The organism is Candidatus Thiopontia autotrophica (assembly GCA_014384675.1).
In the GTDB taxonomy this organism is placed as follows: Bacteria; Pseudomonadota; Gammaproteobacteria.
On record JACNFK010000005.1, the window covers coordinates 1 to 10,589 of the forward strand.

The 10,589-nt window shown below is 46.8% G+C and carries 15 protein-coding genes; 4 read left to right on the top strand and 11 right to left on the bottom strand.

Annotation, left to right across the window (positions count from 1 at the left end):
* Positions 1-112: 112 nt before the first annotated feature.
* Complete coding sequence (locus H8D24_00155) at positions 113-625, top strand: hypothetical protein (GenBank protein ID MBC8518804.1); 513 nt, start codon at positions 113-115, stop codon at positions 623-625.
* A gap of 1 nt (position 626) precedes the next feature.
* Positions 627-1,292, top strand: coding sequence for a hypothetical protein (locus tag H8D24_00160; GenBank protein ID MBC8518805.1), 666 nt, complete (start codon positions 627-629; stop codon positions 1,290-1,292).
* A 21-nt stretch (positions 1,293-1,313) separates the two neighbouring features.
* Here H8D24_00160 and H8D24_00165 read toward each other — a convergent pair whose 3' ends face one another.
* The 11 genes from H8D24_00165 to H8D24_00215 all read right to left on the bottom strand — a co-directional run bounded on the left by H8D24_00165 (position 1,314) and on the right by H8D24_00215 (position 9,301).
* A complete protein-coding gene (locus H8D24_00165) occupies positions 1,314-1,586 on the bottom strand; it encodes a hypothetical protein (protein ID MBC8518806.1) in 273 nt (90 codons plus the stop codon).
* 24 nt (positions 1,587-1,610) lie between these two features.
* Positions 1,611-2,528 carry a protoheme IX farnesyltransferase gene (locus H8D24_00170; GenBank protein MBC8518807.1) on the bottom strand — a complete coding sequence of 306 codons (918 nt, stop codon included), beginning with the start codon at positions 2,526-2,528 and terminating at the stop codon, positions 1,611-1,613.
* A 5-nt stretch (positions 2,529-2,533) separates the two neighbouring features.
* Complete coding sequence (locus H8D24_00175) at positions 2,534-3,178, bottom strand: SCO family protein (protein ID MBC8518808.1); 645 nt, start codon at positions 3,176-3,178, stop codon at positions 2,534-2,536.
* A gap of 5 nt (positions 3,179-3,183) precedes the next feature.
* Positions 3,184-3,906, bottom strand: coding sequence for an SURF1 family protein (locus tag H8D24_00180; protein ID MBC8518809.1), 723 nt, complete (start codon positions 3,904-3,906; stop codon positions 3,184-3,186).
* Between the two features lie 18 nt (positions 3,907-3,924).
* A complete protein-coding gene (locus H8D24_00185) occupies positions 3,925-4,149 on the bottom strand; it encodes a twin transmembrane helix small protein (protein MBC8518810.1) in 225 nt (74 codons plus the stop codon).
* A gap of 21 nt (positions 4,150-4,170) precedes the next feature.
* Positions 4,171-5,037: a cytochrome c oxidase subunit 3 gene (locus H8D24_00190; GenBank protein MBC8518811.1), complete on the bottom strand. Its 867-nt coding sequence runs from the start codon at positions 5,035-5,037 to the stop codon at positions 4,171-4,173.
* 49 nt (positions 5,038-5,086) lie between these two features.
* On the bottom strand, positions 5,087-5,659 hold the full coding sequence (locus tag H8D24_00195) for a cytochrome c oxidase assembly protein (GenBank protein ID MBC8518812.1): 573 nt from the start codon (positions 5,657-5,659) through the stop codon (positions 5,087-5,089).
* A gap of 13 nt (positions 5,660-5,672) precedes the next feature.
* Complete coding sequence (locus H8D24_00200; GenBank protein ID MBC8518813.1) at positions 5,673-5,840, bottom strand: hypothetical protein; 168 nt, start codon at positions 5,838-5,840, stop codon at positions 5,673-5,675.
* Complete coding sequence (locus tag H8D24_00205; GenBank protein ID MBC8518814.1) at positions 5,812-7,467, bottom strand: cytochrome c oxidase subunit 1; 1,656 nt, start codon at positions 7,465-7,467, stop codon at positions 5,812-5,814. The genes H8D24_00200 and H8D24_00205 overlap by 29 nt, the downstream gene beginning before the upstream one ends.
* Before the next feature lie 16 nt (positions 7,468-7,483).
* On the bottom strand, positions 7,484-8,668 hold the full coding sequence (gene coxB, locus H8D24_00210; GenBank protein ID MBC8518815.1) for a cytochrome c oxidase subunit II: 1,185 nt from the start codon (positions 8,666-8,668) through the stop codon (positions 7,484-7,486).
* 279 nt (positions 8,669-8,947) lie between these two features.
* Positions 8,948-9,301, bottom strand: a complete 354-nt coding sequence (locus H8D24_00215) for a hypothetical protein (GenBank protein MBC8518816.1) — start codon at positions 9,299-9,301, stop codon at positions 8,948-8,950.
* A gap of 375 nt (positions 9,302-9,676) precedes the next feature.
* Here H8D24_00215 and H8D24_00220 point away from each other — a divergent pair, with 375 nt between their 5' ends.
* Together H8D24_00220 and H8D24_00225 are read left to right on the top strand one after the other, a co-directional pair.
* Positions 9,677-9,916, top strand: coding sequence for a hypothetical protein (locus H8D24_00220; GenBank protein MBC8518817.1), 240 nt, complete (start codon positions 9,677-9,679; stop codon positions 9,914-9,916).
* Positions 9,917-9,958: 42 nt separating this feature from the next.
* Positions 9,959-10,589: hypothetical protein (locus tag H8D24_00225; GenBank protein MBC8518818.1), on the top strand; the 631-nt coding region annotated here is incomplete at its 3' end.

Sequence of the window (10,589 nt, forward strand, 5' to 3'; positions counted from 1 at the left end):
GATATTTCTCAAACAGGGTAATTATTCACCTGCAAAAACAGTGGGTACGCACCTTAGCAGGTATAATGGTGGCCTCACTCGGTCTTGCACAACTGCAAACACTCTATTTTTCATGAAATTCAAAATTGACCAGGCTGAACTAAAGGCCAGCAAGATCCCGCACGAGATCTTCCTAACCAACCTGATTGTAAACCATATCCTCTTTTTTATAGCCGCCCTGGGGGTGGCCAAGTCGATACCTCAACTTGTTGCGTTAACCCCAATCATCTCCATTGCCACACTGAGCTATATTCTGCTTCACGGCAAACGGATACAGAAACATGCTGCATGGTTTGTTCGCTGTCACTGGCAGATTGCAATAAACCGAAGCAGAATTATATTGTTCATGCTCAGCGCACTAACTGCACTGTTGAGTGTCATCTATGCAATCCATCTCTATGGTGATGTACCTTTTGCACAGGTCTTTCCATTTGCCGCAATTGTGACACTGCCTGTGATGATTACTATTTTGGCACTTATTCTAATGGAATCAGAGGCTCTCCACTTTGCAAACTCGGGTCAGCTCTCAAAAGGGATGGTTAATAAATTTCCTCCACCAGATTCAATTATAGAGATTGAGGATTAATATGAGATATTTTGCCCGGTTTACCACACTATCGCTCATAGCCATTGCGGCCGTTGCCATTCTTCTGCTACCCGATGAAGATAACAGCACAAGCGGAACAGCTCCATGGGAGATCATCATTACCCCATCGGGAAATAGTCGTCTGCTTGGCATAACTATTGGCGAAAGCTTGCTCAAGGAGGCGCAAACAGTATGGCAAGAGGAGCCTGAGATAACCCTGTTTCTTCCTGAAAATGGAGAACCCAAGGTTGAGGCATACTTTCAACGTATCGCAAGCGGCGGGGTACGTGCCAGTATAGTTACTGAAATCAAGGTAGATAAACCAGATCTAGACTATCTCATAAACCAGGGGGCCAGAATTTCAACCCAGGGAGATGGAAGTCACAAGATAACCCTGGATGGTGACGGCATAAGCCTGGTGGAGAATAGTATAGTTTCCAGCATTACCTATATGCCAAAAACAGATCTGACACCACAAATAATTCAACAACGCTTTGGAGAGGCCGGCATGAAGTTTTCAATTGAGGATGGGTTGGAGCACTGGATATACCCACAATATGGACTTGATATCATCCTCTCCACAGAAGGAAGAGAGGTCCTGCAATACGTATCCCCCAAGGATATTGATCGACTCACTACCCCTCTGATAGAGGCTCAGGGCAACTAACCACTAACGCTTGTTATTCGCCTACTTATTGCCCTCATCTGGTCCACAACCACAAGTGCTATTTCGCAATGAACGGTAGAAGCAGTTCATTGCAACTGACGCAGCCAACACCAGCCATACCAGGGCAATCATAAAGGCGTATGCCTTCATTCTAAATATTCCAGGGTCTACATTAAGCTGCAACATCTCTACCATCTCTGCCGGGTCAAAGAAGGTAAACAGTAGAAAAGTAATTGCTATCGACACAAGGCCACTGGTCCAGGCTACCCCAAGTGCACATTTTTTTAATGCCATCACATATCTCCTAATTATTTGAAACTATCCAGCAACAAGATGAAAGACCACGCGCAAATAGTGGTCCAGTAACAAAAACCCAAACAGCAGACTCAGATATATAATCGAGTAGGCAAAGGTTCTAATTGCAGCCTGATCAGGCTCATCGGCACGATAGAGACGCAATGAAAACCATAAAAAACCGACACCGAGTGCCACTGCACCTGACAAATAAATCAACCCACTCATTTTAATAACGAAAGGAAGCAGAGTTACCGAAATCAACATAACGGTATACATAAGTATCTGTTGCTTGGTAAAGGTCACTCCATGGGTAACCGGCAACATTGGAATATTTGCCTCTGCATATTCTGCCCGACGCTTTATCGCAAGCGCCCAGAAATGCGGCGGTGTCCAGACAAAGATTACCAGGAACAGCAGTAGCGCCTCGGTATGGATCTCACCAGTTACTGCAGTCCACCCCAACACAGGAGGTGTTGCCCCAGCTGCTCCTCCCCAGACAATATTCTGCGGCCCCATACGCTTCAGGTACATGGTGTATATCACTGCGTAACCAATCAATGAAATCAGGGTCAAAACAGCAGTCAGCATATTCACAAAGATCAGCAACATACCCATTGATACAGCTGCCAGACTCAGAGCAAATATTAGTGCAGATCTGCGGTCCACCTCCCCTTGGGGCAGTGGACGATTCTCGGTACGTGCCATAACTCCATCAATATGCTCGTCTATGATCTGATTAATGGCTGCACCGGACGCCGATGCAAGACCAATTCCCAATGTCCCGAAAATAAGTGCATTCCATGGCGGCATCCCTGTTGAGGTTGCCAACAACATCCCCACAACCGCAGTAAAGAGGATCAGATAGACTACCTTTGGTTTGGTCAGCGCATAATACTGCCGCCACCGTGGAGCCTTAATCTCACCAGGTTCAATTGCCAGAGTACTCAATGTCCGCCACCCCACTTGTTGACCTTTAATAGAAGTTCCATATCACTTAATACCTCTGATGCAGGCTGCTCAGGCAGATAGTGCATCATCAAATTTCCCATTGGATCTACCAGATAGAGATGACCTACTGATGCCTCGCCAGCAGGGACAAACTGATCCCTCAACGGAGCCACGGCTGATGCATCTCCAACAACTACCGAGGTACCATCAAACTCGCTCATAAACTCAGCGAAGGTAATATCCGCAGAGCTCTCCATGGCTGGAGAGAGTGTCGAAAAGACAACTGCGCGCCTCACATCACCATGGTGTTCAGCCATCGCCTTGCGAATTTGACGCATATCATAGATACGCTTGCGACATGAATCTTCGCAGAATTCACCTGCTGAATAGACAAGAGTCCAGTAGCCATCAAGATTCTCCCTGGAGAAAGTTGCTCCATCCAGAGTAGAGAATAGCTGGTCTGGTATTGGATGAACTGGCTGCACAAGCTCACCAAAGTTTGAGCGCTCTCCAGGCAGAAAACCCGGATTAAAGTAGAGGAACCAAGCCCCAATCACCGGCAACCCAAACACAGCCATCAACAGCAACAGCTGGCTTGCACCACTCCTTTTATTCTTGTTCTGACTATTATCTTTACTCATATCTATCAGTTTTCCACAGAATCTTCCTTTCTCTGTTTGACTACAACAGCCACCCATCCTCCAACCAATAACAGCGCAAAAGCAAACCACTGCAGGGCGTATCCATAATGCATTACAGGGTCACTATCCTTCTGTTCCAGCTGCCCCCACTCCCTGATTAGCCCATCTTCACTATCCAGGCCGCTCTGCTGTCTGACCACAAATGGCAGCATCTCTACTCCAACAGACTCACCAATCTTCTCCAGGTCTATATAGAGACGTAACTCAGCATCCGCATCCTCACCCAATCTGAATCCATGGGATTTGGGAACTCTAACCACTCCATTCAGGTGTTGCAGGCCAGATGGAACCTCAATATGTGGCAATATCTTTCTGTTATTACCCTGAGCTATCCACCCCCTGTTAACCAGTACCGCTCTACTGCTTCCCTCAATTCTCATTGGCACCATTACGTAATAACCGGCAACCCGTTTATGTTTTCGGTTATCCAGTAAAAATTGAGAATCTTCCAAAAACTCCCCCTGTAGCCCTACCTGTCGATAACGCACCTGCTCAGCATCAACCTCACTACCGGTCAGCTTAAAAAGAGCATCATCGCCACGATCCTCTCTCTCAATTACAGCCTGCTCCTTCTGCCCAGCTCGCTCCAGTTGCCAGAATCCCAACCAAAGAAACAGGGCCACCATTGAAAACAGTAGCCCTGATGCGAACCAGGATGATCGACTCACAACTGGTTCAATCTACTTCTATTTAGCTGGAGCCACAATAGATGGAGTCAATGTGTTTGGATCAATCACATTAAATACTGCACCAATAATCAACATTGCGAAGAGAATAAGTGAAAGGATAATGCGGAATGTAAGACTTTTGACTACACGATTACCTTTGCCATCATCCTTTGCCAGGAAAAACATGCCACTCGCCAGGGAGAGGACAATCAACCCCAACATCAACAACACAGGAAATTTCATAAAACCCATTATTACTCTCCTTTACATCCAGTAGACCAAAACAAACAACCCCAACCAGACCACATCTACAAAATGCCAATACCAGGCAGCAGCCTCAAAAGCGAAGTGGTTCTCTTCAGTAAAGTGCCCCTTCATGCTTCGACCCAGAACAGCCGCCAGCATCAGAGCCCCAACAATCACATGGAAACCATGAAATCCTGTCAGAATATAGAAGGTTGAACCATAAACACCAGACTCAAGAGTCAGATTGAGCTGACCATAGGCATGGCCATACTCCTGTGCCTGCATGGCAACAAAGATGACACCCAGGGCAACAGTCAGAATCAGACCACGAACAAGCTGTCTGTTATTGTTATTCTTCAGCCCCCAGTGTGCCCAGGTCAGCGTTAACCCAGAGGTGAGCAGGATTGCAGTATTGATTGCAGGCACGCCCCAGGTATCCACCAGTGCGAAATTGCCACCCAGATTGCCCGGTCCGGCAGTTGGCCATTGTGAAACAAACTGACTGGTGATGAACTCGTGAGTAGGTGCAAGATATCCTGTACCACCCAACCACTCTACTGCGATATTTCTAATGTAGTACAAGGACCCAAAGAATGAACCAAAGAAGAATACCTCTGATGCAATAAACCAGAACATCCCCTGACGGAATGAGTTATCAACCTGATTATTGTATTTACCAGTAAGGTTCTCCCCTACCACATCACCAAACCAGCCAAAAAACATATAGGCAAGCAGAGCGAAACCGACAATAATCAGCAAGGTTCCAGCACCCACTCCGTTCACAGCCAGGGCAAACCCCATAAGGATGGTTAGAATAGAGAGCATTGCCACAATCGGCCAATGACTAGGCTCTGGTATAAAATATTGATCTTTTGAAGCAGACATCATTTTTTCCTCAATTAAAATTTTGCTGTTATAAGTTATTAGTTAATCTTCAGGCACCTGCACTATCGTATTTAGCTGCAGACTCCTTGTTTGTGTTCAGGAACGTATAAGAGAGATTAAGTACAGAGATATCACCGGGGAGGTCATTGGAGACATAGAACCGTAACGGCATCTCTTTGCTCTCGCCACCCATAAGCGGCTGATTATCAAAACAGAAGCACTCTATCTTGTGAAAATAGCCATTGGCAAACCATGGAGTCACACTCGGAATGGCCTGGCCAACAAGCTTCTCGTCAGAGAGATTCTTTACCAAAAAACTGACCTCAGAAATCTCCCCGGGGTTCACCTTGATCTCTCTGATCATGGGCTTGAATTTCCACGGCAGACCATCATTCACTGTGGTATCAAACTGAACTGTTACCTGACGACTCTGATCCACAATGGCACTACTCTCCGAGAAGATCTCACCACTATTCTTCAGTCCGGTAACCTGGCAGTAGAGGTTGTACAACGGTATCAGCGCAAAACCGAAACCAAACATCCCTACCACCAGACCGACCAGTAAAAAGCTGGTCTTGCGGTGTTTCTGTCTCTGCTGACTTTTTTCGCTCACTGCACTCATTGCTTCAATGGATCTATGGTAGTGCTGTGGCAGCCAACTGCTCCCAGAAGCGAACTGAAGAGAGCGCCACCAGTAGTGCCAGCCCAATCAGTATCGCCGCCAGACGTCCATTCCCTTTTCTGTTTTCATCAACCATTTCCATACTCTCCATATCAGGCTCCAGCATACTTGGCATTTTCATCCAGCTTTGGTGCCTCACTCCATGAGTGGTAAGGTGGTGGAGAAGGGAGATCCCACTCCAGACCATTATTCTTGGCACCTTCCCAAACCTGCGCAGTTGCCTTCTCCTTGTTCTTGCCACGAACAGTATCAATGATGATGTAGAGCAGGATCAGGTGACTCAATCCAAAGATAAAGGCACCAACACTGGAGATCACATTAAACTCGGTAAACTGAACACTATAGTCAACAATGCGACGCGGCATTCCTGCCAACCCCAGGAAGTGCTGAACAAAGAATGTCATATTGAAGCCAATAATATTGGTCCAGAAGAAGAGCTTGCCCAGTCTCTCGTTATACATATTTCCGGTCCACTTTGGTAACCAGTAGAAGACTCCGGCAAACAGCGCCAAGACCGCTCCCGGCAACAACACATAGTGAAAATGCGCCACCACAAACATCGAGTCATGGTACTGCATATCAGCTGGAATAACGGCCAGCATTACCCCGGTAAGACCGCCAAAGACAAACATGATTACGATTGCAATCGCAAACAGCATTGGGGTCTCAAAAGTTAGGGAACCTCTCCACATGGTTGCAATAAAGTTGAATTTCATCAACCCCACTGGAATCGAGATCAGAATGGTTCCAATCATAAAGTAGTTCACCGCAGCGTAAGACATTCCAACCGTATACTGATGGTGAGCCCAGACTACCATTCCCAGAGTACCAAGAAAGATCATCGCCCCAACCAGTGACATGTAACCAAATAGTGGTTTACGTGAGAAGGTTGGGATCACCATGGAGAGAACACCGATGGATGGCAACAGCAGTACGTAGACCTCGGGGTGTCCAAAGAACCAGAACAGGTGCTGGAACAGTACCGGATCACCACCACCGGCCGCATCAAAGAAGCTGGTTCCAAAGTGACGGTCAAACAGTAGCATGGTTACGCCACCAGCCAGTACTGGAAGAATCAGAATCAGCAGGAATGCTGTTACCAACCAGGTCCATACAAACATAGGCATCTGACTCAACTTCATGCCAGGTGCACGCATATTCAGAATGGTAACGATAATATTGATCGATGCCAAAATGGATGAGATACCCAGCAGATGTACCGTAAAGATCAGGAAGTCCATGGACATGCCAACCTTGATCGACAGTGGAGGATAGAGCGTCCACCCTGTATTGATCTGTGAGCCACCACCCGGAAAGAATGGGACCACAAACGAGAGAATCAACATGATCGCAGCTGCTGGAAGGATCCAGAAACTGAGATTATTCATTCGTGGCAACGCCATATCTGGAGCCCCGATCATCATTGGGATCATCCAGTTTGCAAGCCCTGCGGCTGCCGGCATTACTGCACCAAAAACCATCACCAGTGCATGGTTGGTTACAATATTATTATAAAGATCAGGCTCCAACAGCTGAATCCCCGGGAACATCAACTCAGCACGGATTGCCATTGCACTGATTCCGCCCAGAAAGAGCATCACCAGAGCAAAGATCAGGTACATCGTACCGATATCCTTGTGGTTGGTGCTGTAAAGCCAACGTCTCCAACCCTTGATTGGACCATGATCATGGTCATCATGATGCCCGTCATTAGCAATAGCATCGTGTGTCATATCTATAGAACTCATTTTCTTATATCTCCAATCAGCGTGCTGCACTTACAGCAGAAGGTTGAACTACATCACCAGTCGCATTGCCCCAGGCGTTACGCTCATAGGTCACAATTGCTGCAATTTCCAAATCAGACAACATCTTCCACGGAGGCATGGTGTCCTTACCATTCAGAACCATCTTCAGATGATCATTGACTGGCCCGATAGCAATCTTGCTGCCACGCAGTGGTGGAAACGCAGGTGGCAGACCAGAACCATCAGGACGGTGACAAGCTGAACATTTGGTGTTGTAAGCTGCCTCACCCTTGCTGTAGAGCTCTTCCATAGTCCACTCTTTTGCAGAGTTGGCCTCGATCAGGGATTTGAGCAGAGATCTCTTCTCCTTCTCAACCCAGGCATCAAACTCTTCTGGGGTAACTGCATTTATTACAATAGGCATCTTGGAGTGCCAGGTTCCACAAAGCTCTGCACACTGACCACGGTAGGTGCCAGTCTTGTCTGCGTCAATCTTGGCCCAAGTCTCCATGATGTAACCTGGAATAGAGTCGCGCTTGAAACCAAGCTCTGGAACCCACCAGGCGTGCAGAACATCAGCCGAAGTGTTGAGATAACGGATAGTGCGTCCAACAGGCAGCACTATAGGATTATCTACATCACGCAGATAGTGTTCTCCAGCTGTCTCCTCATCAGTAGGACGACTCTCTACAGTAATTGGGTAGAACTCACCGTTATACTCCACACCGTGCTCTGGGAACTCATACTCCCACCACCACTGATGACCAATTACCTTTACATTCATATCAAAACAGCGCTCAGGGTCAGCTCCCTCATCACTACAGAATTGCTTGGGAGCATTCCAGAAGCGTTCCAGGGTAGATTGTGCTGCACCGGCAATCGTCAGATCCACCATCAACACCATGGCAGGAACCAGAACCCAGGACCACTGCCCAAACCAGCTCTTGTGAAAGTTCTGATCAGCCTCGTACCCCTTGCTTTTTCTAAACTTGAAGAGAACATAAACCATGACAACTATAACGATAGCCAACAACCAGGTGGCAATCTCCATGGTAAGCATGTGCACACCGTAGATATCCCGACCTACCCTTGTAACCGGGTCAGGAAAATTCAAGCCATACTCCGCCATTGCACTCATTGAACTAACCCACAGACCAGCAACTGATGCAATAAAGCCGCTCCTCTTCCCTATTTTGTTCATCTCTTTTCCTTTGTTAGACAACTCTGTAATCCGCAACAAAAATGCGCTATATCAGTCTTTTCTTATACTAAAGTGATCTATGTCAATTTTTAGTCGAGAGCGAGTATGAGGGAAAAGAGATAACCTTACAATCCCTATTGCTATCAAATTAAATAAGGGGAGCGATAAATCTGACTTATTTACTCAAGAACGGAGCCATACGATTGACTTCAGATAACAACAAATGGGGCTCTTAATCTTGGGGCTGGGGGCTCAGCAGGAGGGTTCAGGCTTTTTTATCTAATTCGCTGGCTCTGAGTGAACAACTCGTACCCGCAACCCGCCATCCCTGAATGGTTCACTCGCCTTTTCACTATTCAACTTTCCTGTAATTGGAAGCGACAGCAGACGATACCCGACTCGTCTCTTGCCATTATCACGATACCTCTGTTCCACAATCTCAACCTCAACCTCAACCTCTTTCCACTTTTGTTGAAGCAGAGTTTGCATTGCAAGTGCATCTGTGTGACTTGAATATGAGCCAAACAGAATCCTGTACTCTCCAGCAGGATCGTCCTCACTAAATTTTGGCTTAATCAGGATCACCAATACAATCAATCCTGCAACAAGCGCAATCTGAATAACTTTCTGCATGACAGAAAGATTAACAGATCAACTAAGGAACCTCTGAAAAAGCTTAACGGGATGGGGGTTTGGGGGAAGGGCTCTACAGGTGTTGTTGTAACATGCTGAACCATAACCCCTTCCCCCATAGAATAACTTGTAAGGGAGATCTGATTGGGTCACGAAGTGACTTAATCAGAGCTTCCCTAAGGAACCTCTGAGAAAGCTTAATGGGACGGGGATTTGGGGGGGAAGTGCTATATAGGATAACTTGTGAGGGAGAAACTCCTCTTTTTTATAAATTGATATTTGACATTTTTTTGTCACTACGGTATATTCTTGACTAGTTTAGTTGGTTATTAACGCTAACCATATAGTTATCAAAGTGTTACATGGAGTATAGCGATGAGAAGAAGTGAAAAAAAGAAGAGTGGCCCACGTAGAACCATCCAGGTTTGGGGGGTTGAGTTATATGACGGAACCAAGGTTAATGCAGGTGATGAGCTTTCTGATGGTAGACATATCGTCTCTGTGTACAACCTTGGAGGCAAAGATGGGGAGGGCTACAAAATGGTATTTGCCGACAATTCAGAAGAATTTGTCTATACAGACCAGGTCGCTGTCGGTAATCCAAGATTCAATTAAAAAAGTTAACCACCAAAGGAGAGCGGACAGATGTCAGAAGAGATGACTAAACTTAATAAAAACAGTCCTGAGCTGGATATTCCCACTCCCAACCTGGATGAGCTGGAAAAAGGGCCATGGCCCAGTTATGTATCAGGTCTCAAACGTCTTGCAGCCAGCGGGGCTGAACAAGCCAAGATGATGCGTGGCGTACTTGGCACTCTGGAACACTCCTTTGTCAACCGTCGTGGCTACTGGAAAGGTGGAACGGTTGGCGTAATTGGTTATGGTGGCGGTGTCATCCCCCGCTTCTCTGAATTAAAAGATGATAGTGGCAACACCATGTTCCCGGATGCACTGGAGTTCCATACTGTACGAATTCAGCCCCCATGGGGCAACCACTACAGCGCCAACCTTCTACGCAAAATGTGTGATGTTTGGGAGGAGACTGGAACTGGCCTGATAGCTCTACACGGTCAATCAGGAGACATTATGTTTCAGGGTACCGACACAGATGGTGTTCAGTCCGCATTCAACAAACTAAACGACACAGAGACCTTCAAGGATCTGAGTGTTGATGGGTTCTGTTTTGATATGGGTGGCGCAGGCCCCGCAGTACGTACATCTGTATCCTGCGTAGGTGCGGCCCGTTGTGAGCAGTCCTGTTTTGACGAGGGTGACCTCCTGCAGGCCA

Bases quoted from the DNA above. Each gene is read 5' to 3' on its own strand.
- H8D24_00155 (MBC8518804.1), top strand. From the start codon at position 113: ATGAAATTCAAAATTGACCAGGCTGAACTAAAGGCCAGCAAGATCCCG.
- H8D24_00160 (MBC8518805.1), top strand. From the start codon at position 627: ATGAGATATTTTGCCCGGTTTACCACACTATCGCTCATAGCCATTGCG.
- H8D24_00165 (MBC8518806.1), bottom strand. From the start codon at position 1,586: ATGGCATTAAAAAAATGTGCACTTGGGGTAGCCTGGACCAGTGGCCTT.
- H8D24_00175 (MBC8518808.1), bottom strand. From the start codon at position 3,178: ATGAGTAAAGATAATAGTCAGAACAAGAATAAAAGGAGTGGTGCAAGC.
- H8D24_00185 (MBC8518810.1), bottom strand. From the start codon at position 4,149: ATGAAATTTCCTGTGTTGTTGATGTTGGGGTTGATTGTCCTCTCCCTG.
- H8D24_00190 (MBC8518811.1), bottom strand. From the start codon at position 5,037: ATGTCTGCTTCAAAAGATCAATATTTTATACCAGAGCCTAGTCATTGG.
- H8D24_00195 (MBC8518812.1), bottom strand. From the start codon at position 5,659: ATGAGTGCAGTGAGCGAAAAAAGTCAGCAGAGACAGAAACACCGCAAG.
- H8D24_00200 (MBC8518813.1), bottom strand. From the start codon at position 5,840: ATGAAAATGCCAAGTATGCTGGAGCCTGATATGGAGAGTATGGAAATG.
- H8D24_00205 (MBC8518814.1), bottom strand. From the start codon at position 7,467: ATGAGTTCTATAGATATGACACACGATGCTATTGCTAATGACGGGCAT.
- coxB (MBC8518815.1), bottom strand. From the start codon at position 8,668: ATGAACAAAATAGGGAAGAGGAGCGGCTTTATTGCATCAGTTGCTGGT.
- H8D24_00215 (MBC8518816.1), bottom strand. From the start codon at position 9,301: ATGCAGAAAGTTATTCAGATTGCGCTTGTTGCAGGATTGATTGTATTG.
- H8D24_00220 (MBC8518817.1), top strand. From the start codon at position 9,677: ATGAGAAGAAGTGAAAAAAAGAAGAGTGGCCCACGTAGAACCATCCAG.